This is a genomic window from Acuticoccus kalidii (assembly GCF_021556395.1).
Lineage (GTDB): Bacteria > Pseudomonadota > Alphaproteobacteria > Rhizobiales > Amorphaceae > Acuticoccus > Acuticoccus kalidii.
Window position 1 is genome coordinate 451,326 of record NZ_JAKGCS010000036.1, and the last position, 22,658, is coordinate 473,983.

The following is a 22,658-nucleotide window of genomic DNA, read 5'->3' on the forward strand; positions in this document are numbered from 1 at the left end:
TCCGTCGACACGGCCGATCGTGGCCGTCCGCGCCGCACGGACGTCATGCGGCGATCGGACGGTGTCGATCAACCGTCGCCCGAAGAATAATCGACGTGACGCCGAGATGAAATCGTCGCGGCTTCATTCGCGTCATCCCGGCGCAACGAACCGTCTCGGCAATCTTTAAGGGGTTTCGCCGGCCGATTTCAACCGCCGCGGGCGGCCGCGACGCCCTTGCGGGCGAGCGCGTCGGCGCGTTCGTTCTCGGGATGGCCGGCATGGCCCTTCACCCAGTGCCAGGCGACGTCATGACGCTCGGTCAGGTCCGAGAGCGCGCGCCAGAGGTCGTCATTCTTCACCGGTTTTTTCGTCGACGTCATCCAATTGTTGCGCTTCCATTTCGGAAGCCACTCGGTGATGCCCTGCCGGACATACTGGGAGTCGGTGTAGATATCGACGTGGACGCGCCGCTTCAGCGCTTCGAGCGCGCGGATGGCCGCGGTCAGCTCCATCCGGTTGTTGGTGGTGTGCGCCTCGCCGCCGAAGAGCTCCTTCTCGTGCCCGTCATAGGCGAGGATGACGCCCCAGCCGCCCGGACCCGGATTGCCGCTGCACGCTCCGTCGGTGAACACCGTGACGCGCTTCTTGGCCGCAGGCGCGGCGCGCTCCGTCTCCGTGGCGCTCATCGCGCGGCACCCGTCCGCAACATGCCGCGCGTCATTCGGCCCGCGTCAGAAATCGACGCCGTATTCGGCCGCGCTGCGCACGCGCTGGTGAAAGCGGAGACGGTCATAATACGGCGTCGGATCCTTCGGTGTGACGAGCGCGTTTTCGGGCACCCGCAGCCAGTCGTGCAGCCGCGTCAGGCAGAAGCGCAAGGCGGCCCCGCGGCACAGGATCGGCAGCGCGTCCTTTTCGGCGCGGGAGAGCGAGCGCACGGCCTCGTAACCCGTGACCATGGCGTGAGCCTTCGTCACGTTGAAGGCGCCGTCTTTCTCGAAGCACCAGGCGTTGAGGCAGATCGCGAGATCGTAGACGAGGATGTCGTTGCAGGCGAAATAAAAGTCGATGAAGCCGGACAGTTGCCGCCCGACATAAAAAACGTTGTCGGGGAAAAGATCGGCGTGGATGACGCCGGTCTCGAGCGCGGTCGGCCATTCGGCCTGGAGCGCTTCGAGTTCGGCATCGACGACGGCGGTGATGCCGGGGACGACGCTATCGGCCGTCTCGCGCGATTCGGCGAACAGCGGCGCCCAGGCCGCGAGGCCGAGCGCGTTGGGCCGCTCCATCCCGAAATCGGCGGTCGCGAGGTGGAGCGCGGCGAGGCCGCGCCCGAGCTCGGCGCAATGGACCGGCGTCGGCTTGTCACAGGCAATCCCGTCGAGAAAGGTCACCATCGCCGCGTGCCGGCCGCACAAGGTGGCGAGGAGCGATCCGTCACGCCGGCGGATCGGCTGCGGGGCGGAGAGGCCCCGCATTGCGAGATGATCCATCAGGCGCAGAAAAAACGGCAGATCCCGCGCCTCGACCCGCTGTTCGTAGAGCGTGAGGATGAACGTCCCGGTGGTGGTGCGGACGAGATAATTGGTGTTTTCCACCCCTTCGGCGATGCCTTTTGCCGAAAGAAGCTCGCCGACGTCATAGTCGGCGAGAAAGGCGACGAGCGAGGCGTCGTCGACCGCAGTATAGACCGCCATGGTTCCAGCCGATCAGGAGGTTGCGAGAGCCTTTTCGGCAGGCGTGGCGGAGACATCGGAATCGCGCAGCGGCCGGGGCAGGGGAAAGGAGATCGTCTCTTCGGCGAGACGGACGGTTTCGAGCGAGAGCTCGAAGTGTTCGGAAAAGGCTTCGAGCACCTCTTCGACCAGCGTTTCCGGGGCCGAAGCGCCCGCGGTGATGCCGATCGTGTCGATGCCGCGATAGGTCGAGATGTCGATCTCGGCCGCGCGCTGGATGAGGTTGGCGCGCTTGCACCCCGCCCGCAACGCCACTTCGCGCAGCCGCTGCGAGTTCGACGAATTCGGCGCCCCGACGATGATCATCGCATCGCAATCGGGCGCGACGTGCTTCACCGCCTCCTGACGGTTCGTCGTCGCATAGCAGATGTCGTCTTTGTGAGGGCTCACAATGTTGGGGAAACGATCTTTCAGCGCCGCGACGATGTCGCGCGTGTCGTCGACGGAAAGGGTGGTCTGGCTGATCCAGGCGAGATTGTTCTCGTCCCGCGGCTCGAGCCGCATGACGTCGCCCACGGTTTCGATCAGCGTCACGACCCCCTCGGGAAGCTGACCCATCGTGCCGACGACTTCCGGGTGGCCCTTGTGGCCGATGAGCAGAATGTCGCGCCCGCGGCGATAATGAAGCTCGGCTTCCTTGTGGACCTTCGAGACCAGCGGGCAGGTGGCGTCGAGATAGAAGAAATTGCGCGCGACCGCGTCCGATTTCACCTCTTTCGGCACCCCGTGCGCTGAAAAGATCACCGGCCGGTCCTCGACCTCGATCTCTTCGAGCTCCTCTACGAAAATCGCTCCGCGCTTCTCCAGCGAGGCGACGACGAATCGGTTATGCACGATCTCATGACGCACGTAGACGGGCGCGCCATACCGCTGGAGCGCAAGCTCAACGATTTGGATCGCACGGTCGACGCCCGCGCAGAAGCCGCGCGGCGCGCATAGGATGACGTTCAGCTTGGGACGCTCGCTCATGTCCGCGCCGCTCCGCATTGCAATGGCCACACGCTCAGTCATAGAGGAGGCTAGGGTAGTGAAGTCAAGGATCGCCGATCGATGGGTATGCGTGTGGCGGTGAGAACTCTTCGACATATGATGGGCCAGAAACTGAATTCAGTGCGCGCGATTGGCGCAGCAATCTTGATCGCGGGCGGCCTTGCCGCCTGCAATTCGAGCTCCGGCGTCGAATCGGCGAGCCAGGAGCCAGCAGAAACCGCGCTCGGACAATTTTTTCGTGGGACGAGCGCCGAGCCGACGACGATCGATCCGGAGCTGATGCGCGGACCGGTCGCCTGTCCGACGGTCAGCATCCTGTCCGGGACCGAGGTCGTCCGCCGCGATGACGGGACGGAGACGCCCGAGGGCCTGCGCTGGCAAGCCTCGATCGTCCGCACCGCGCGCGAGTGCGAACGCGGCGAGGGAGAGGCGATTACCCTGCGAATCGGCGTCTCCGGGCGCGTCGTGGCGGGGCCGAAGGGCGCGCCCGAGGTCGTGGAGCTTCCGGTGCGGATCGCGGTCCGCGAAGGGGAGACCGTGAGCTATAGCCGCGTCCACAATGTCCGGGTGACGATGTCGGGCGTGTCGCAATCCTGGGCCTATGTCGATGGGCCCATCCCGATTGCGGCGCCGGGCTCGGCTCAGATCGTGGTCGGGTTCGACAGCTAGCGCCTTGCCGGATGCGGCCGGATCGATCCGGCCGCATCTGGGGACCGACGGCCCGGAACGCGCGTCTCACTTGACAGTGCCGCGTCAGCCCATAGTGTTGGGCTGCACACGCGGGAGAGACCGCCATTGGCGGCGCCGAAGGAGCAACGGCCCGGAAACTCTCAGGCAAAAGGACCGCGTGCGCTAAGACATTCTGGAAAGCGGTGGCCCAAGCAGGCCGCCCACCGAAGGAGTAGCCGCGGGTGAGCCCGTGGGAAATCTCTCAGGTGCCATGACAGAAGGGCAGTGTGCGGCAACGGCCGCGCACGCTTCGTCATGGGCTTTGGAGGATGCGTGGCTAATCCGACCGATCACGGCGCCGAGGCGCTGAAAACGACTCCGCTCACCAGCCGTCACCAGGCGGCCGGGGCGCGCATGGTGCCGTTCGCCGGCTACTCGATGCCGCTCCAGTACGAGGGGATCGTCGCCGAGCATAAAGCGACGCGCGAAAATGCCGGCCTCTTCGACGTGTCGCACATGGGCCAGATCCTGCTGACCGAATCGCGCCCCGGCGCGGCGGCGGCCTGGCTCGAAAAGCTCACCCCGTCCGACATTGCGGGCCTCGCCGAAGGTCAGGCGCGTTACACCGTCCTCACCAATGAGGCGGGCGGCGTCGTCGACGATCTCATCATCACCCGCTTCGGCGACACGTTCCGCCTCGTCGTGAACGGCGCGCGCCGCGCCGCGGTCGCCGCCCATTTCGAGACATATGCCGATCCCGACGTGCGCATCGCGCCGCTCGATCGGGCGCTGATCGCGCTCCAGGGGCCGGCGGCGGAAGCCGTGCTCGCCCCGCATGTCAACTCGCCGATCGGCGAGCTGTCCTTCATGCACGCCATCGAAACGACCGCCTTCGGCGCGGGCGCGATGGTGTCGCGCTGCGGCTATACCGGCGAAGACGGCTTCGAAATCTCCCTCCCCAACGAGACCGCGGGCGAGGCGTGGGACGCGCTCGTCGGCGACGATCGGGTCAGCCCCGTCGGGCTCGGCGCGCGCGACACGCTGCGCCTCGAGGCCGGGCTCTGCCTCTACGGCCAAGATCTCGACGAGACGATCAGCCCGATCGAAGCCTCGCTCCTGTGGATTATTCCGAAGGCGCGCCGCACCGAAGGCGGCTTTCTCGGCGAGGCGCGCATTCTGAAGGAAATCGCCGACAAGCCCGCCCGCAAGCGGGTCGGCCTCGCCGTCGAGGGCCGCGTGCCGGTCCGTTCCGGCGCGCCGATCGCGCTCGACGGGGCCGAGATCGGCACGGTCACCTCCGGCGGCGTCGGTCCGAGCGTCGGCGCGCCGATCGCCATGGGCTTCGTGCCCCCCGAACATGCCGCGACAGGCACGCGCCTTGCCGCAATCGTGCGGGGCAAGAGCGTCGACGTCAGCGTCGCGAAACTTCCCTTTCTGGCCTCCCGCACGAAACGCAAGGGCAACTGATTCATGAAGCGCTTCACCAAGGATCACGAGTGGGTCGAGCTCGACGGCGATATTCTCACCGTCGGCATCACCGAGCACGCGCAGGAGGCGCTCGGCGACATCACCTTCGTCGAGCTGCCCGAAGCCGGCCGGACGCTCGCCGCGGGTGACTCGTTCGCGGTGGTCGAGAGCGTGAAGGCCGCATCCGACGTCTACGCCCCGGTCGCGGGCGAGGTGACGGACGTCAACGCCGCACTCGACGACAAGCCGGAGCTCGTCAACGACGCGGCCGAGACCGACGGCTGGTTCATTAAGTTGAAGATCGCCGACGCCGGCGCGATCGATGGGCTGATGGACCGCGCGGCCTACGATGCGTACCTGAAGACCATCGAATGACCTCGCCGCGTCTCGCCGCGCGTGCGGTGATCGTGGAGGGCGGCAAGCTCCTCCTGGTCAACGCATACCCGGACGGCCGCAGCGATCTGTGGTGTGCTCCGGGTGGCGGCGTGACGCGGGGAACGGATCTTCCCACCAACCTCGCCCGCGAGGTCGAGGAGGAGACGGGCTTGCGGATCGATGTCGGTCCGCTGGTCCTTCTGAACGAATTCCACAATCCGGCCGATGGCTTTCACCAGGTCGATCTCTTCTTTCGCGCCACCATCCGGTCCGGCGCGATCGATCCGGCCTGGCTCGACCCGGAAGCCGTGGTGACGGAGCGGCGCTTCTTTGCCGAAGCCGAGCTCGCCACCATCCGCTTCAAGCCCGACAGCCTCGGCCGCGTGGCGTTCCACCCTTCCGACGGCGTCGTCTATGACGGCCTCGAGGAGCTCGTTGTCTAAGCCTCACGCAAGCGGCCGGCGCGATGTGCGCCACGCGCCGCGGCGCGAGTGTTCGTTGTCACCGCCCAACGAAGGACGGATCATGCGATATCACCCGCTCACCTCAGACGATCGTGAGCTGATGCTCTCCCGGATCGGCGTCAAGTCGATCGACGACCTCTTTGTCGACGTGCCCAACGCGCACCTCGTCGAGGGGCTGATGGACCTGCCGAAGGGCAAGTCGGAAATCGCGGTCGAGCGGCTTCTCGCCAAGATGGCGGGCAAGAACCGCGCGGCCGGCGAGGGCCCCTTCTTCGTCGGGGCCGGCGCCTATCGCCACCATGTGCCGGCGAGCGTCGATCACCTCATCCAGCGTTCCGAGTTCCTGACCTCCTACACGCCCTACCAGGCGGAGATCAGCCAGGGGACGCTTCAGGTCCTCTTCGAGTTCCAGACCCAGGTGGCGCGCCTCACCGGGATGGAGGTCGCCAACGCCTCGATGTATGACGGCTCGACCGCCGCCGCCGAGGCCGTGATGATGGCCGCGCGCCTCACGCGCCGCGGCAAGGCGATCGTCGCTGGCGGCGTCCACCCGCAATATCGCGACGTGATCGAGACCGTGGCCGTCGGCGTCGACGTCGAGGCCATGCCGGCCGATCCGACCGCCTCCGAGGACGTGGCGACCAAAATCGATGACAGCATCGCCTGCGTCGTCGTCCAGTCGCCCTCTTTCTACGGCCATATCCTGGACCTCAAGCCGATCGCCGAGGCGTGCCACAAGGCGGGCGCGCTGCTCGTCGCGTGCTTTACCGAGGTGGTGGCGCTCGGCGCGATCGAGCCGCCGGGGGCGCAGGGCGCCGACATCGTGGTCGGCGAGGGGCAGTCGCTCGGCAATCCGCTGACCTTCGGCGGTCCCTATGTCGGCCTCTTTGCCGGCCTCAAGAAGCACGTGCGGCAGATGCCGGGCCGCCTCGCGGGCGAAACCGTCGATGCCGACGGCAAGCGCGGCTACACGCTGACGCTCAACACCCGCGAGCAGCATATCCGCCGCGACAAGGCGACCTCGAACATCTGCACCAATTCGGGGCTCTGTTCGCTCGCCTTCACCATCCACATGACGCTTCTCGGCGAGACTGGCCTCACCCGCCTCGCGCGGCTCAATCACGCCAAGGCGATCAAGGCGGCCGACGCGCTGGCGCGCGTGCCGGGTGTCACGGTCCTCAACGAGAGCTTCTTCAACGAGTTCACCATCAAGGTGCCGGGCGACGCGCACACCGTCATCGAGAAGCTCGCGGAGCGGGATGTTCTCGGCGGCGTTCCCGTCTCGCGGCTCGACGAGAAGGCGCCGGGCGACCTCATCGTGGTCGCCGCGACCGAACTCACCACCGACGACGATATCGACGCCTACGCCTCGACCTTGGGAGACGTGTTGTGACCTTTACCGGAAACGAAGCCCTCGCCCTTTCCGAGCCGCTGATCTTCGAGACCGGGCGGCGTGAGGTGACCGGCGTCGACATCGAAGACGCGGGTCTCACCGAGGACCGTCTCGGCGGTCAGGCGCGCAAGACGCCGATCGACCTGCCGGGCCTCACCGAGCCGGAGACGATGCGCCATTATGTGCGTCTCTCGCGCCAGAATTACGCGATCGACATGGGCCTTTATCCGCTCGGCTCGTGCACGATGAAGCACAATCCGCGCCTCAACGAGAAGATGGCGCGCCTGCCGGGCTTCGGCGACATCCATCCGCTTCAGCCGCTCTCCACCGTGCCGGGCGCGCTGGAGCTGATGGGCGAGCTGTCGCGCTGGCTGATCACGATGACGGGCATGAAGGCCGTCGCCCTCTCGCCGAAAGCCGGCGCACAGGGCGAGCTCGCCGGGATGATGGCGATCCGCGCGGCTCTGCGCGCCCGCGGCGAGAATCGCGGTACGGTTCTCGTGCCCGAGAGCGCCCACGGCACCAATCCCGCGACGGCGGCGGCGCTCGGCTACCGGGTCGAATCGATCAAGGCGCGCGAGGACGGCACCGTGTCGGTCGAGGCGGTGCGCGAAAAGCTGTCCGACGATGTCGCGGCGATCATGCTGACGAACCCCAACACCTGCGGCCTGTTCGAACCGGAGGTCGCGGCGATCGCCGAGGCCGTGCACGAGGCGGGCGCCTATTTCTACGGCGACGGGGCGAACTTCAACGCCATCGTCGGCAAGGCGAAGCCGGGTGATCTCGGCGTCGACGCGATGCACATCAACCTCCACAAGACCTTCTCGACGCCGCATGGCGGCGGCGGGCCGGGCGCCGGTCCCGTGGTCCTGTCGGAGCGGCTCGCGCCGTTCGCGCCGCTGCCCTTCCTGCGCGATGACGGCACCCTCGTGGAGCGGTCCGACGAATGCGATGCGGGCGAGACCCCGTTCGGCCGCCTCGTCGCCTTCCATGGCCAGATGGGAATGTATGTCCGGGCGATGGCCTACATGCTCTCGCACGGCGCCGATGGGCTGAAGCAGGCCTCGGAGGACGCCGTTCTCGCGGCGAACTACATCAAGGCCCAGCTCGCCGACGTGATGAGCGTCTCGTTCCCGGACCGGCCGGCGATGCACGAGGTCCTGTTCGACGAGCGCTTTCTCAAGGGGACCGGCGTCACGACGCTCGATTTCGCCAAGGCGATGATCGACGAGGGCTATCATCCGATGACGATGTATTTCCCGCTCGTGGTGCCGGGCGCGATGCTGATCGAGCCGACCGAGTCGGAGTCGCTCGCCTCGCTCGACCTCTTCATCGCGACCTTGCGCGATCTCGCCAAAGGTGCGCGCGACGGTGACACCGCGCGCTTTACCGAGGCGCCGCGTTACGCGCCCCGCCGCCGTCTCGACGAGACGCGGGGTGCGCGCAAGCCCGTTCTCACCTATGAGGCGTCGTCGGACTTCAAGGAAGCCGCCGAATAGGGCACGATCGACCGGGCGGACGCATCGCCCGGTCGACAAATCGCGTGAGAGGCGTATGTCATTCTGCATGATCGAAGATCGCCTCAAAGACCGCCTGAAGCGCACGCCGCGTGAACCGGCGACGTGCGCCGTCATCACCGGCGCGACCCGTGGCATCGGCGAGGCCTTCGCCCGCGAGCTTGCGCCGACGACCCGCCTCATCCTCACCGGCCGCGACGAGGAACGCCTCGCCGCGCTGAAGGCGGAGTTCGGACCGCGGACGGAAATCGTCTCCGCCGACCTCACGACCGACGAGGGCATCGGCGCCGTCGCCGCGACGGCGGAGGAGGCGGGGTGCGACCTCCTCATCAACAATGCCGGCGTCGGCGATTATGGCAGCTTCCTCGATGTCGATTTCGAGAAGCACCGCCAAACGCTGCGTGTCGACAACGAGGCGGTCCTCGCGCTGATCCACCGTCTCGTGCCGGGCATGGTGGAGCGGGCCGAGCTTTCCGGTCGCCGCGCCGGGGTGATCAACGTCGCCTCGTCGCTCGCTTTCTTCCCGGTGCCGACCTTCGCGACCTATGCCGCGGCGAAGGCGTTCGTGCTCTCCTTCACCGAATCGTTCGCGGCCGAGATGGCCGACAGCCCGATCGACATCCTCGCCGCCTGCCCCGGCGCGGTGAAGACCGGCTTCGGCGAGCGCGCGGGCTATCGCGGCGCAGCGATGCCGGGTGCGATGTCGGCCGAGAAGGTCGCCCGCGCCTCGCTCGCGGCGCTCGGGCGTCAGCGGACGCTGGTGATCGGGCCGGTCTCGTCCGCCGCCTTCGGGCCGGTGGCGTTCGCCCGCTCGATGTTCGGTCAGGCCTTCATGCGCGCCTCCCAGGTGATGGACCGGGTCCAGACGCGTGGTTGACCGGCGGGCGGGAGCCGCGTGGCGTCTCGCCTGATGGATCCACACGCTGCGACCGAGCACGATTTGTCCGCAGTCGAGGCGGCGGCATGGGACAGCCTCGTCGCCGGCCTCGCGCCCGGAACCGCCTTCCACGCCTTCACCCTCGCCACCGTTACCGCCGCTGGCGGCCCCGCCGCACGAACGGTGATCCTGCGTGACGTCGACCCGTCGGCGCGCACGCTCGGCTTCAACACCGACGCGCGATCCGGTAAATTCGGCGAGATCGGCCGTGAGCCTCGCGTGACGCTCCTCTTCCACGATCCCGCCGCCCGCCTGCAACTCCGCATCGAGGGAGAGGCGCGGCTCCATCATGAGGATGCCGTCGCGGCGGCGCGCTGCGCGGTGATCCCGGAAAAGGGGCGGTGGGTCTATCGCCAGGCCTGCGCGCCAGGCATCGAACTTGCTTCTCGCGATGGGGCGGCGCGCCTGGGCCTCTTGTCGGAGACGGCTGCTTCCGCGCATTTTGTATTCGTTTCGGTTTGCGTGCATCAAATTGATTGGCTTTATCTTGCCGACACGGGCAACCGGCGCGCCCGGATCGGTTATCGTCCGCCCGCGGCGCGATGGCTCGCTCCATGATGGCGGTACGGGCGGCGGAATCGGTGTCGAGGCGAGACGGCGGCGAAGGAGCGGATTGATGGTTGGGGCGGCGGCGGGTCTGGTGCGCATGGTTGCGATGACGACCGCGGCGGCTGCGGTCGGCATTGCGATTCGCAAGCGGCGCGGGCGCGGGGCGGGTGATGCGCCGCCACTCGACTGGTCGGCCGTGCCGCTCGTCGGCATCGACGGCGCGCCGCTCGATCCGGCGATCTTCGCCGGCCGCACGGTGCTCCTCGTCAACACCGCCTCGCGATGCGGCTTCACCCCCCAATATGAGGGGCTCGAGGCCCTCTGGCAGGCGCACCGTGAAGCCGGGCTCGTGATCCTCGCCGTGCCCTCGAACGATTTCGCGGGGCAGGAGCCGGGGGCCAATGACGAGATCGCCAGCTTCTGCACACGCAAATATGGCGTGACGTTTCCGATGCTCGCCAAGACGAGCGTCATCGGTCAGAAGGCGCATCCGCTCTATCGCTGGGTGCGCCGAGCAGGCGGGCGGCTCGCGGCGCCTGCCTGGAACTTCCACAAAATTCTAATTGGTCGAGACGGGACCTTCGTGAAAGCATTTCCATCTTTTATCTCCCCACGTTCCCCCCAGCTGACGGAGGCCGTCGAGCGCGCTCTTGCGGCGCCGGTGGGCTGATGCCGGAGCTCATTCGCGCACGGCCCGGCAAGGGGTATCGTCCGTGCGTCGGCATCGCGCTCTTCAACGGTGAAGGGCGCGTGTTCCTCGGCAAGCGCGCCTCCCGCGGGGTGGTGCCGAAATTTTCCTGGCAGATGCCGCAAGGTGGCGTCGATCAGGGGGAAAGCCCGATCGAGGCGGCGATCCGCGAGCTCTATGAGGAGACGAGCATTCGCTCCGTCACCCTCCTCGGCGAGGTCGAGGGATGGCTCCACTACGATCTTCCGAAAGACCTCGCGGTCTGGCGGGGCCGCTTTCGCGGTCAGGCACAGCGCTGGTTCGCCTTCCGCTTCGAGGGGCGCGAGGAGGAGATCAACGTGACCGAGCCGCCCGACGGGCATCATTCGGAATTTTCCCGCTGGAAATGGGAAGATCTCGACAAGACGCCCGAGGTGGTGGTGCCGTTCAAGCGGGCGGTCTACGAGCACGTGGTCTCGGCCTTCGCGACCTATGCCGCTCCGGACGAGCCCTTGCGCGACGTGGTCTCAGGCGCTATTTAGGCTCCATACTCAGGTTTGTGCGATGACATACCGGGTTGGCCCCGACCGGAGCCGGCCCGATCTGCATTGGTCGCAACCCATCGGATCGCCACGCGCCACGAGGCGCCCAATTCGAAGAGAGTGCTGTTGCAGAACGACGATCGGTTGATCACGGAATCCGGCCTTGATGCGCGGGTCGCGCGCATCGTCGCCCCATTGCTGGAGGCGCTGGGCTTTCGCCTGGTGCGGGTCCGTGTGACGGGGCAAAATGGGTGCACGGTTCAGGTGATGGCCGAGCGCGAGGACGGCACGTTGGCGATCGAGGATTGCGAAGCGATCAGCCACGCAGTTTCTCCCGCGCTCGACGTCGATGATCCGATCGGCAAGGCTTATCATCTCGAGGTATCCTCGCCGGGGATCGACCGCCCGCTCGTCCGCCGTATGGATTTCGAGCGTTGGAGCGGTCACGAGGCGAAGCTCGAAACCGCCGTGCCGATCGAGGGGCGCCGCCGCTTTCGCGGTCAGATCGTCGGCCTCGAAAACGATGCGGTCGGGGTTCGCCTCCACGATTTGGGGCACGAGACCGTTTGGCTCCCGCTCAGCGAGGTGTCGGACGCGCGGCTCGTTCTGACCGATCAGTTGGTCGAACAGTCGCTGAAGGCCGGTAAACGCGCTCAGGCGCTGAACTAACAGACCGCGCTCAGGCGCTGAACCAATAGACAAAGACGGAGTTTCGGCTCCGCCAACCAGATTGGGGCGTCATCGCCCCGGGTGACAGGAACGTTCCATGGCAGTCAGCGCGAACAAGCTGGAGTTGTTGCAGATCGCGGATGCGGTCGCGCGCGAAAAGCAGATCGACCGGGCCATCGTACTCGAAGCGATGGAGGACGCGATCCAGAAGGCGGCTCGCGCGCGCTATGGCCAGGAGACCGAGATCCGCGCCGAGATCAACCCGAAGAGCGGCGAGACGCGGCTCCAACGGCTGCTCGCCGTCGTGGACGAGGTCGAGAATCCGGCGACGCAGATCGCGCTCGTCGACGCGCTGGAGAAGAACCCGGAAGTCCAGGTCGGCGACTTCATCGCCGATCCGCTCCCGCCGATCGAATTCGGCCGCGTGGCGACGCAGTCGGCCAAGCAGGTCATCGTGCAGAAGGTCCGCGAGGCCGAGCGCGACCGCCAGTTCGACGAGTACAAGGATCGCGTCGGCGAGATCATCAACGGCATCGTGAAGCGTGTCGAATACGGCAACGTGATCGTCGATCTCGGCCGCGGCGAGGCGATCGTCCGGCGCGACCAGCTGATCCCGCGCGAGGTGTTTCGGCCGGGCGACCGTATCCGTTGCTACATCATGGATGTGCGCCGCGAGCCGCGTGGTCCGCAGATTTTCCTCTCCCGCACGCATCCGCAGTTCACCGCGATGCTGTTCCGCCAGGAAGTGCCGGAGATTTATGACGGCGTGATCGAGGTGAAGTCGGTGGCCCGCGATCCGGGCAGCCGCGCGAAGATCGCCGTCATCTCGAACGATTCGTCGATCGACCCGGTCGGCGCCTGTGTCGGTATGCGCGGCTCCCGCGTCCAGGCCGTCGTGCAGGAGCAGCAGGGCGAGAAGATCGACATCATTCCCTGGTCGCCCGACGCTGCGACCTTCATCGTCAACGCGCTGCAGCCGGCCGAAGTGTCGAAGGTGGTGCTCGACGAGGATTCCGAGCGCATCGAGGTCGTCGTCCCGGACGAGCAGCTTTCGCTCGCCATCGGTCGACGCGGCCAGAATGTGCGCCTTGCCTCCCAGCTTACCGGCTGGGACATCGACATCATGACGGAGGCCGAGGAATCGGAGCGCCGTCAGAGAGAATTCCAGGAGCGGACCCAGCTTTTCGTCGACGGTCTCAATGTCGACGAGGTGGTCGGGCAACTTCTCGCCTCGGAAGGCTTTACCTCGATGGAGGAGGTGGCCTATGTGGAGATCGACGAGATCGCGTCGATCGAAGGCTTCGACGAGGAGACGGCCGAGGAGATCCAGGCCCGCGCCCGTGAGCATCTCGAAGAGCTCGAGCGGCGGAACGACGAAGTCCGCCGCGAACTCGGCGTCGAAGACGATCTGCGGGACGTTCCCAGCATGACGACCGCGATGATGGTCGCGCTCGGCAAGGACGACGTCAAGAATCTGGAAGACTTCGCGGGCTCCGTCCCCGACGATCTCGTCGGCTGGGTGGAGAAGCGCGGGTCGGAGACGATCCGCCATACCGGCCCGCTCGCCGAATTCAACGTCTCCCGCGCCGAGGCCGAGGAGATGATCATGACGGCCCGCGTGAAGGCCGGCTGGATCACCGAGGACGACCTCGCCGAGGACGGCGCCGTCGAAGACGAGGTGACCGTGGACGACGATGACCCGACACTGGAGAACGCATCCTGACCGCACGGCGGACGAAACCACCTGAACGAACGTGCGCCCTGACCCGGCGCACAGGGGCGCCGGAGACGATGATCCGTTTCGTGGTCGCGCCCGACGGGACGGTTGTACCCGATATCAAGCGGCGCCTTCCGGGGCGCGGCGTGTGGATCGACGCGACACGTGAAAGTGTCGCAATGGCGGTCAAAAAGCGCGCCTTCTCGCGTGGGTTCAAGGCCCAGGTGGAGGCGCCCGAAACGCTGGCGGACGATGTCGCGGCACTCTTACGCCGCAGCGCCCTTGAGCGTTTGTCGATCGCCCACAAGACCGGAGCGGTGGTGACAGGCTTCGAAAAGGTTAAGGCCAGCCTGGCCGCCGGCGAGCCGGCAGGGCTCGTTTTCGCCTCGGATGGGGCGATGGACGGGCGGCAGAAGCTGGAATCGCTTGCAAAAAAAGCCTGCGATCTCCATAACAAAGGAAACGTGATCGACCTGTTTTCTTCGGCGGAGCTGGAGAGCACGCTAGGGCGCGATCGTGTGGTTCATGTCGCACTAATGCCCTGTCGGTCGACTAAAATCTTCTTTCTGGATGCTGAACGCTTGCGCGCCTATATGTTTGGCGTAACGCACCCCGAAAAGCATCGCGAACATCAGCCCGACGAACACACGTTCGCAGGACCATTGGCAGTATGAGCGAAACGAACGACACCGGCGAACAGCTTGACGGACGCAAAAAGACCCTGTCTCTGCGTCGTGGCGGCGTGGAAAAGGGTACTGTGCGTCAGAGCTTTTCCCATGGCCGCACCAAGTCGGTGGTTGTGGAGAAAAAGAAGCGTCGCGTGGTGGTTCCGGGGCAGAGCTCCAATGAACCAGCGGCGCAACAAGCCTCTGCACCTGCACCTGCGAGTGAAGCGCGTAAAGCGCCTGCTCAACCGGCGCCCACCCCTTCAGAGACACAGCCGTCCGCGGCCGAAGATGCGCCTGCGAGCGTAGCCAAGATCGCTCGCGCGGACGTGGCTGCCGAGGCGCCCGCCGCGGCCGAGCCCGCAGAGAGCGCGGCAGCGCCGGCTCCGGCGCCGGACGCCGAGCCCAAGGCGGCCCCCGCCGAGGCGGCGACGCCGGCACCCGGTTCGCCGAGCGCCGAAGAACTCGCCGCGCAGGCTCTCAACATGACGCGCCGTCCGCGCGTGATCGGCATGGCGGAGGTGCGCAACGCACCGGCGCCCGTGACCGAGAGCGGACAGCCGCGTCGGCGATCCTCTCAGGCGTCTTCTCCGGGACCGCGCGGCGCGAACGCCCGCACCGAGGCGCCGCAGCGCGACAACCGCGAAGCCCGCGGCAATCGCGATCGCGGCCCGCAGGGCGGCCGGAACGACCGGAATGATCGCAACGACCGCAACCAGCGTCGCACCTCCAGCGGCACGGGTCAGGTCCATCGCACCCTTTCGAAGGCCGAGCAGGAGGCGCGCGCTCGTGCGCTCGCCGTCGCTCGTTCGCAGGAAGGCGAGATGCGCCGCCGCGCCGAGGAAGAGGCGCAGCGCGAGCGTGAGGCGATCGATCAGGCGAAGCGCGACCTCGCCGAGGCCGAGCTGCGCCGCGAGCGCGAAGAGGCTCGCCGCAAGGCCGAGGAGGCTCTCGCCGCCAAGCGCGAAGCCGAAGCCGTCACGGCGGCCGCCAACCAGGCCGCCGACGCGTCGGCGACGCCTGCGGACGGCGAGCAGCGCACGGCCCGCACCGCGACTCCGGTCCGCCGCAAGACGGGCAAGGAGCTCGAAGAGGATGAGGCGGCGAGCGCCAAGGCCAAGAAGGCCCGCGCGACGCCGACCAAGACCGCGACAAAGGGCGACGATCGCCGCAAGACGAAGCTGACGATCACCACGGCGCTCGAGGACGATTCCGAGCGCGGTCGGTCGCTGGCCGCTCTGCGCCGTCGCCGTGAGAAGGAAAAGCGCGGCTCGCGTTCAGGTCCGCGTGAAAAAGTTATGCGTGAAGTGACGATCCCTGACGCCATTTCCATTCAGGACCTGGCGTCCCGTATGTCGGAACGCGGTGTCGACGTGATCAAGCTCCTGATGAAACAGGGGCAGATGCACAAAATCACCGATATCATCGACGCCGATACGGCGGAGCTGGTGGCGACGGAACTCGGCCACTCGGTGAAGCGCGTGTCCGAAGCCGACGTCGAGGAGGGCCTGTTCGACGAGCGGGCCTTCGACCAGGAGAACGCCGTTTCGCGGCCGCCGGTGGTCACCATCATGGGCCACGTCGACCACGGCAAGACCAGCCTTCTCGACGCGATCCGCCATGCCAACGTGGTGTCCGGCGAAGCCGGCGGCATCACACAGCATATCGGCGCCTATCAGGTCGAGCTGAACGGCCAGAAGGTGACGTTCCTCGATACGCCCGGTCACGCCGCGTTCACGCAGATGCGTGCCCGTGGTGCGAAGGCGACGGACATGGTCATCCTCGTGGTGGCTGCCGATGACGGCGTCATGCCCCAGACGGCGGAGGCGATCAGCCACGCCAAGGCGGCCGGCGTTCCGATCATCGTCGCCATCAACAAGATGGACAAGCCGGGCGCGAACCCGCTGAAGGTCCGCACCGACCTCCTCCAGCACGATATCGTGGTGGAAACGATGTCGGGCGACGTTCAGGAGGTCGAGGTGTCGGCGCTGAAGCGGACGGGTCTTGAAGAGCTGCTCTCCGCCTGTCTTCTGCAGGCCGAGATCCTGGAGCTCAAGGCGAACCCCGATCGCGACGCGCTCGGCTCCGTGGTCGAAGCTCAGCTCGACAAGGGGCGCGGCGCCGTGGCGACCGTCCTCGTCCAGCAGGGCACGCTTCGCGTCGGCGACGTCATCGTCGCGGGCACCGAATGGGGCAAGGTCCGTGCGCTCGTCACCGATCAGGGTGAGCGCGTCAAGGAAGCCGGCCCGTCGATGCCGGTCGAGGTGCTCGGCCTCAACGGCACGCCGGAGGCGGGCGACCAGTTCGTGGTCGTCGAATCCGAAGGGCGCGCACGTGAGATCACCGAGTATCGTGGCCGCCTGAAGCGCGAGACGAGTGCGCCGTCGACGGCCGTGTCGCTCGAGCAGATGATGACCAACCTGCAGTCCGCCGGGCTGTCGGAGTTCCCGATCGTCCTCAAGGGCGACGTGCAGGGGTCGGTCGAGGCGATCACCGGGGCGCTGGAGAAGCTCAACACCGACGAGGTGGCGGCGCGGATCCTGCACCATGGCGTCGGCGCGATCACCGAATCGGACGTCACCCTCGCGGCGGCGACCGGCGGCGTGATCTTCGGCTTCAACGTGCGTGCCAACAAGCAGGCGCGCGAGGCGGCCGATCGTGCGGGCGTCGAGATCCGGTACTACTCGATCATCTACAACCTGATCGACGACGTGAAGGACGCAATGTCCGGCATGTTGAAGCCGGAAATGCGCGAAACCTTCATCGGCTACGCGTCGATCCTTCAGGTCTTCAACATCACCAAGGTGGGCAAGGTGGCAGGCTGCCGCGTCACCGAGGGGATGGTGGAACGGGGCGCCGGCGTGCGTCTCCTGCGCGACAATGTCGTGATCCACGAAGGCAAGCTGTCGACCTTGAAGCGGTTCAAGGACGAGGTGAAGGATGTCCAGGCCGGTCAGGAATGCGGCATGGCCTTCGAGAAGTACGAGGACATCCGAGAGGGTGATCAGATCGAGTGCTTCCGTGTGGAGCAGATTGAGCGGAGCCTCGCTTAATCCGATGTGACTTGGCGGACGGCGGGCATCGCCCCGCCGTTTTCCGAGGGTGCAATCATGACCGTTTCACAAAGACAGTTACGTGTCGGAGAGCTTGTCCGTCACGCGCTGGCGGACATCCTGATGCGCGGCGGGACTTACGATCCCGATCTCGACTCCCGCCCCATCACGGTGCCCGAAGTGCGCATGAGCCCCGACCTGAAAATTGCGACCGTCTTCGTCATGCCGCTCGGCGGCGGCGACGGCGATCGTATCGTGAAGGCGCTGGCGCGTTCCGCCAAGTTCCTTCGTGGCGAAGTCTCCAAACAGATCCGACAGCTGAAATACATGCCCGAGTTGCGTTTCCGTCTCGACACCCGTTTCGACGACGATGACCGCCTGCGCGAGATGCTGGCCGAGCCGATCGTGGCCGCCGATCTCGACCAAGACGACGCCGCCGAAGACGGGGAGGGGCGCGATGGTTAGAACGTTCGACCTGTCCGAAGCCGGACCGTCGGCCCCGCCGCGCCCGCGCCCCAAAGGCGGCCCTCGCGGCCGCGGCAAGCCGAAGAACCAGCTCGATGGCTGGCTGATCCTCGACAAGCCGCAGGGGCTCACCTCAACCCAGGCGCTTGGCGCCGTGAAGCGTCTCTTCCTGCCCGAGAAGGCCGGCCATGCCGGCACGCTCGACCCGTTGGCGACCGGCCTTCTCCCGCTCGCCTTCGGTGAGGCGACGAAGACCGTGCCCTTCGTGGTCGACGGTGCGAAGACCTACCGTTTCACCGTGAAGTGGGGCGAGGGGACCGACACCGACGATTCCGACGGCACCGTCGTCTCGACGTCCGAGGTGCGGCCCACGCGCGAACAGATCGAGGGCGCGCTTTCAGCCTTCATCGGCGAGGTCGAGCAGGTTCCGCCGCGCTATTCGGCGGTGAAGATCGGCGGCCAGCGCGCCTACGACCTCGCTCGCGAGGGTGAGGTCGTCGAGCTGAAGTCGCGCATCGTGACGATCACCCGGCTCGATATCGTCGACATGCCCGACGAGAACAGCGTCACGCTGGAGGCCGATTGCGGCAAGGGAACCTATGTCCGCGCGATCGCGCGTGACCTCGGCCTTGCGCTCGGCACCTTCGGTCATGTCACGGCGCTGCGCCGCACGCGGGTCGGTCCGTTCGGCGAAACGGACATGATCACCCTCGACGCGCTGCGCGAGATGGCGGGGGCGGACGTGCAGGAGGCGATCAATCACGTCCTGCGCGCCCCGTCCGACGCGCTGCTCGGCCTGCCGCGCTTCGAAATCGATCGGAATGCCGCCGGGCGCCTCCGCCGCGGCCAGAGCACCTTGCTCCGGCCTGGCGAAGACGCCGGCGAAGGGGACATCTGCGCCATGCTCGGTCCCGATCTCGTCGCCCTCTGCTCCGCGCAAGCTGGTTCGTTGCATCCTGTCCGTGTGTTCCGCAGCCCCCGGCGGCGGATCACGGTCCCGATCAACCAGCCAGAGCCGACGAGTTGATGCCGAACGCCACCACACGAGTTGCAATCCTGGCCGGCGCCGCGTTGTCCGCCGCACCGGCCTTCGCCGCAGACCTCCCCATGGCGCCGCCGGCCGAGTATGCGCCGCCGGTGGAGTATGCGCCCCCGGTGGTGGCGGTTCGGCCCGATAATCTGTGCTATACGGGGACACCCATTGAGGTGTATCTCGCTCCCGGCAACGTCTCGAACGGGATCCTTCCCGCCGGGATGGAGGTCGAAGTGATCGACATGCCCTATAGTCGCGTTCGCGACCTTTGGGTACGGATCAAGCCGCCGCGCTTCAACCAGTATTATGGATGGGTGTACACGCGCGACCTCATCTGCCAATAACAGCGCGCCGGCCGCGAGGCCGACGAAAAGAGTTGAGCGGGCTTCGGCGGGTCGCCATATGAGGCGGGGCCGGGCTCGTTTTTTGGTGTTTCGCCATCCGATGGCGGGCACCGGCACGATCTTCCGCGTGGGCTGGACGACATCCCGGCTCATCGCGTCTCTCTAAATGCAAGGAGATCCCCGATGTCGATCACTTCCGAGCGCCGTCAGGAGCTCATCAAGGAATACGCCACGAAGGAAGGCGACACCGGGTCCCCCGAGGTCCAGGTCGCGATCCTCACCGAGCGGATCATCAACCTGACCGAGCACTTCAAGACCCACGCGAAGGACAACCACTCGCGCCGCGGCCTTCTGAAGCTCGTGTCTCAGCGCCGTCACCTGCTCGATTACGTGAAGGGCAAGGACGTCGCGCGCTACCAGAACCTGATCCAGCGACTCGGCCTGCGCCGCTAAGCGATGATCGAAGAGGCGGCCGTCTTCGTGCGGCCTCCTCGACCTTCGAGACGCGAGGGCCCACCCGGATGGGGCGGACCGCATCGCCGTCTCTCACGAACGCGGCGCGGTGCGCGGCGAGCCTGGCCCTCGGAGCGACATGCAGGGGGCCTCGACGCCAACGAGACTGCGCCTCGAGACCGTGCCCGACCGAGAGGAGCCCCAAGGCTCCACCCGAGACGGGAGCCGACGCGACCCGCCATGCGGGCCTCGCGGCTCAAGGATCGCACCGAGCCATGTGGCTCGGAGACCGAAATGGGCCTCATGGCTCGATGCTTGATACGAGCCTCGCGGCTCGATGTCTGATACGAGCCTCACGGCTCGATGTTTGAAACGAGCCTCGCGGCTCGATGTTTGAAACGAGCCTCGCGGCTCGGAGATCAGAACGAGCCTCATGGCTCGCCGAACGTAGAGCCTCACGGCTCGCTGAACGAGACGGATCGCGGCGGGGACGGACCTCGAGCGCGATCGCAAGAAGCGGGGCAGGGCGCCCCGAACGGCGGGGCGAGGAGCGCCCCGATTGGCCAAATGGCCGCCGGCCTCGGCGTGGGGCAGGATTGCCGGCCGCTGCGGGATGATCCCGGCAGCGGCCCGTCGTCTTGCCCGCCCGCGTGCCGGATACGCATGAAAGGCAAGACATGTTCGACATTCAAAAAGAATCGATTGAGTGGGGTGGCCGCACTCTGACGCTCGAGACGGGCAAGATCGCCCGTCAGGCCGACGGTTCGGTCCTCGTCTCCTACGGCGAGACCACCGTGCTGGCGACCGTGGTTTCCGAGAAGGAGCCGAAGCCCGGCTTCGACTTCTTCCCGCTCACGGTGAACTACCAGGAAAAGGCGTTCGCGGCGGGCAAGATCCCCGGCGGCTACTTCAAGCGTGAGGGCCGTCCGTCCGAGCTCGAGGTTCTCACCTCGCGCCTCATCGACCGTCCGATCCGCCCCCTCTTCGTCGAGGGCTACAAGAACGACACGCAGGTGATCATCACCACGCTGTCGCACGACCTCGAGAACCAGCCCGACATCGTCGCGATGGTCGCCGCCTCCGCGGCGCTGACGCTGTCCGGCGTGCCCTTCATGGGTCCGATCGGCGGCGCGCGCGTCGGTTATGTCGATGGCGAGTATGTCCTGAACCCGACGCTCGACCAGATGGAAGACTCCGTGCTCGACCTCGTGGTCGCCGGCACGGGCGATGCCGTCCTCATGGTGGAATCGGAAGCCAAGGAGCTTTCCGAGGAGGTCATGCTCGGCGCCGTGATGTTCGGCCATCGCGAGTTCCAGCCGGTGATCGATGCCATCATCCGCCTCGCCGAGCGCGCGGCGAAGGAGCCCCGCAATCACAACGTGCCGGACGTGTCCGCGCTCGTCTCCAAGGTCACCGAGCTTGCCGGCGCCGACCTCAAGACCGCCTATGCGATCCCGGCCAAGTCCGAGCGCCGCAACGCGATCGACGCGGTGAAGGCGAAAGTCCTCGAGGCGCTCGTCGCCAAGGACGGTGAAGAGGGCCCGACCAAGCAGGACGTCGGCGGCATCTTCAAGAAGGTCGAAGCCTCGATCGTCCGCAACCAGATCCTCGACGACAAGACCCGCATCGACGGCCGCAATCTCGAAACCGTGCGTCCGATCAAGGCCGAAGTCGGCATTCTGCCGCGCGCCCACGGCTCGGCGCTCTTCACCCGCGGCGAGACGCAGGCCCTCGTGGTCGCAACGCTCGGCACCGGCGACGACGAGCAGTTCGTGGACCTTCTCGAAGGCACCACGAAGCAGACCTTCATGCTGCACTACAACTTCCCGCCTTATTCGGTCGGTGAGACGGGCCGCATGGGTTCGCCGGGCCGCCGCGAAATCGGTCACGGCAAGCTCGCCTGGCGCGCGGTGCACCCGATGCTGCCGGCGCATCACGATTTCCCGTACACCACCCGCGTCGTCTCCGAGATCACCGAGTCGAACGGCTCGTCCTCGATGGCGACCGTCTGCGGCTCCTCGCTGGCTCTGATGGATGCGGGCGTGCCGCTCGCGGCGCCGGTCGCGGGCATCGCGATGGGCCTCATCAAGGAAGGCGACCGTTTCGCCGTCCTCTCCGACATTCTCGGTGACGAGGACCATCTCGGCGACATGGACTTCAAGGTGGCCGGTTCCGCCAACGGCGTGACCAGCCTCCAGATGGACATCAAGATCGACGGCATCACCGAGGAGATCATGAAGGTCGCCCTCGGCCAGGCCAAGGACGGCCGCCTCCACATTCTCGGCGAGATGGCGAAGGCGATCGACACGGCCCGCACCGAGCTCGGCGAGTACGCGCCGCGCATCGAGGTCATCAACATCCCGGTCGACAAGATCCGTGACGTGATCGGCTCCGGCGGCAAGGTGATCCGCGAGATCGTCGAGAAGACCGGCGCCAAGATCGACATCTCCGACGACGGCACGGTGAAGATCGCCTCCGCCGACGGCAAGGCGATCAAGGCCGCCCTCACGTGGATCAAGGGCATCACGGCTGAGCCGGAAGTCGGCCAGATCTACGAAGGCACGGTCGTCAAGGTCGTCGACTTCGGCGCGTTCGTGAACTTCTTCGGCCCGCGCGACGGCCTCGTGCACATCTCGCAGATGACGCAGGGCCGCCCGGAGAAGTCCTCCGACGTCGTGAAGGAAGGCCAGAAGGTCTGGGTGAAGCTCATGGGCTTCGACGAGCGCGGCAAGGTCCGCCTGTCGATGAAGGTCGTGAACCAGGAGACCGGCGAAGAGGTGAAGCCCGAAGCGGCTTGATCCTTCCGTTCCGACGGTCGAATCGAAAAGCGGCGCTTCGGCGCCGCTTTTTTTGTGCGACGGGAGGGCGCGCCGCCCGGTGGACGGCAGCGCTTGTCGGCGCGCATCGTTCGTGGTCGATTTCGCAAGTCATCCGCCGAAGGGGGAGCGCGTTGCGGGGCAAGTGGGATGCG

General features: G+C 66.6%; 22 protein-coding genes and 1 riboswitch. Of the genes, 19 read left to right on the forward strand and 3 right to left on the reverse strand.

The window, feature by feature from the left end:
* Positions 1-188: 188 nt before the first annotated feature.
* From rnhA to ispH, 3 genes are read right to left on the reverse strand one after another with little or no spacing between them, the layout of a single operon-like run.
* Positions 189-668, reverse strand: coding sequence for a ribonuclease HI (gene rnhA, locus L1787_RS23090; protein ID WP_235711466.1), 480 nt, complete (start codon positions 666-668; stop codon positions 189-191).
* Positions 669-713: 45 nt separating this feature from the next.
* Positions 714-1,679, reverse strand: coding sequence for a homoserine kinase (gene thrB, locus L1787_RS23095; protein ID WP_235711467.1), 966 nt, complete (start codon positions 1,677-1,679; stop codon positions 714-716).
* A 12-nt stretch (positions 1,680-1,691) separates the two neighbouring features.
* Complete coding sequence (ispH, locus tag L1787_RS23100) at positions 1,692-2,687, reverse strand: 4-hydroxy-3-methylbut-2-enyl diphosphate reductase (RefSeq protein WP_235711468.1); 996 nt, start codon at positions 2,685-2,687, stop codon at positions 1,692-1,694.
* Between the two features lie 165 nt (positions 2,688-2,852).
* Between ispH and L1787_RS23105 the strand changes: the two genes are divergently transcribed.
* The 19 genes from L1787_RS23105 (at position 2,853) to pnp (ending at position 22,485) form a co-directional block, all read left to right on the forward strand.
* Positions 2,853-3,377 (forward strand): hypothetical protein, encoded by a 525-nt coding sequence (locus L1787_RS23105; protein WP_235711469.1) that lies wholly within the window; start codon positions 2,853-2,855, stop codon positions 3,375-3,377.
* A 101-nt stretch (positions 3,378-3,478) separates the two neighbouring features.
* Positions 3,479-3,564: riboswitch (glycine riboswitch) on the forward strand.
* A 146-nt stretch (positions 3,565-3,710) separates the two neighbouring features.
* On the forward strand, positions 3,711-4,844 hold the full coding sequence (gene gcvT, locus L1787_RS23110; protein WP_369415128.1) for a glycine cleavage system aminomethyltransferase GcvT: 1,134 nt from the start codon (positions 3,711-3,713) through the stop codon (positions 4,842-4,844).
* Between the two features lie 3 nt (positions 4,845-4,847).
* Positions 4,848-5,219, forward strand: a complete 372-nt coding sequence (gene gcvH / locus L1787_RS23115; protein ID WP_235711470.1) for a glycine cleavage system protein GcvH — start codon at positions 4,848-4,850, stop codon at positions 5,217-5,219.
* A complete protein-coding gene (locus L1787_RS23120; RefSeq protein ID WP_235711471.1) occupies positions 5,216-5,662 on the forward strand; it encodes an NUDIX domain-containing protein in 447 nt (148 codons plus the stop codon). Before gcvH ends, L1787_RS23120 begins: the two co-directional genes overlap by 4 nt.
* Before the next feature lie 82 nt (positions 5,663-5,744).
* The gene (gene gcvPA / locus L1787_RS23125; RefSeq protein ID WP_235711472.1) at positions 5,745-7,076 is read left to right on the forward strand and encodes an aminomethyl-transferring glycine dehydrogenase subunit GcvPA; all 1,332 of its coding nucleotides are present in this window, start codon (positions 5,745-5,747) and stop codon (positions 7,074-7,076) included.
* On the forward strand, positions 7,073-8,575 hold the full coding sequence (gcvPB, locus tag L1787_RS23130) for an aminomethyl-transferring glycine dehydrogenase subunit GcvPB (protein WP_235711473.1): 1,503 nt from the start codon (positions 7,073-7,075) through the stop codon (positions 8,573-8,575). Before gcvPA ends, gcvPB begins: the two co-directional genes overlap by 4 nt.
* A 67-nt stretch (positions 8,576-8,642) precedes the next feature.
* Positions 8,643-9,470, forward strand: coding sequence for an SDR family NAD(P)-dependent oxidoreductase (locus L1787_RS23135; RefSeq protein ID WP_235711474.1), 828 nt, complete (start codon positions 8,643-8,645; stop codon positions 9,468-9,470).
* Positions 9,471-9,503: 33 nt separating this feature from the next.
* Positions 9,504-10,088: a pyridoxamine 5'-phosphate oxidase family protein gene (locus L1787_RS23140; protein WP_235711475.1), complete on the forward strand. Its 585-nt coding sequence runs from the start codon at positions 9,504-9,506 to the stop codon at positions 10,086-10,088.
* Between the two features lie 58 nt (positions 10,089-10,146).
* Positions 10,147-10,749, forward strand: coding sequence for a glutathione peroxidase (locus L1787_RS23145; protein WP_235711476.1), 603 nt, complete (start codon positions 10,147-10,149; stop codon positions 10,747-10,749).
* A complete protein-coding gene (locus L1787_RS23150) occupies positions 10,749-11,288 on the forward strand; it encodes an RNA pyrophosphohydrolase (RefSeq protein ID WP_235711477.1) in 540 nt (179 codons plus the stop codon). The genes L1787_RS23145 and L1787_RS23150 overlap by 1 nt, the downstream gene beginning before the upstream one ends.
* Before the next feature lie 123 nt (positions 11,289-11,411).
* Positions 11,412-11,957, forward strand: coding sequence for a ribosome maturation factor RimP (gene rimP / locus L1787_RS23155; protein ID WP_235711937.1), 546 nt, complete (start codon positions 11,412-11,414; stop codon positions 11,955-11,957).
* Between the two features lie 97 nt (positions 11,958-12,054).
* A complete protein-coding gene (gene nusA / locus L1787_RS23160) occupies positions 12,055-13,680 on the forward strand; it encodes a transcription termination factor NusA (RefSeq protein ID WP_235711478.1) in 1,626 nt (541 codons plus the stop codon).
* Positions 13,677-14,348: an RNA-binding protein gene (locus L1787_RS23165; RefSeq protein ID WP_255720774.1), complete on the forward strand. Its 672-nt coding sequence runs from the start codon at positions 13,677-13,679 to the stop codon at positions 14,346-14,348. Before nusA ends, L1787_RS23165 begins: the two co-directional genes overlap by 4 nt.
* A complete protein-coding gene (infB, locus tag L1787_RS23170; protein WP_235711479.1) occupies positions 14,345-17,392 on the forward strand; it encodes a translation initiation factor IF-2 in 3,048 nt (1,015 codons plus the stop codon). Before L1787_RS23165 ends, infB begins: the two co-directional genes overlap by 4 nt.
* 57 nt (positions 17,393-17,449) lie before the next feature.
* Positions 17,450-17,857 carry a 30S ribosome-binding factor RbfA gene (rbfA, locus tag L1787_RS23175; protein WP_235711480.1) on the forward strand — a complete coding sequence of 136 codons (408 nt, stop codon included), beginning with the start codon at positions 17,450-17,452 and terminating at the stop codon, positions 17,855-17,857.
* On the forward strand, positions 17,850-18,884 hold the full coding sequence (gene truB / locus L1787_RS23180) for a tRNA pseudouridine(55) synthase TruB (protein WP_235711481.1): 1,035 nt from the start codon (positions 17,850-17,852) through the stop codon (positions 18,882-18,884). Before rbfA ends, truB begins: the two co-directional genes overlap by 8 nt.
* Entirely contained in the window at positions 18,884-19,234 is a 351-nt protein-coding gene (locus L1787_RS23185; protein ID WP_235711482.1) for an SH3 domain-containing protein, read from the forward strand. Before truB ends, L1787_RS23185 begins: the two co-directional genes overlap by 1 nt.
* 183 nt (positions 19,235-19,417) lie before the next feature.
* Entirely contained in the window at positions 19,418-19,687 is a 270-nt protein-coding gene (gene rpsO, locus L1787_RS23190; protein ID WP_235711483.1) for a 30S ribosomal protein S15, read from the forward strand.
* Between the two features lie 677 nt (positions 19,688-20,364).
* Positions 20,365-22,485, forward strand: coding sequence for a polyribonucleotide nucleotidyltransferase (pnp, locus tag L1787_RS23195; RefSeq protein ID WP_235711484.1), 2,121 nt, complete (start codon positions 20,365-20,367; stop codon positions 22,483-22,485).
* Positions 22,486-22,658: the final 173 nt, after the last annotated feature.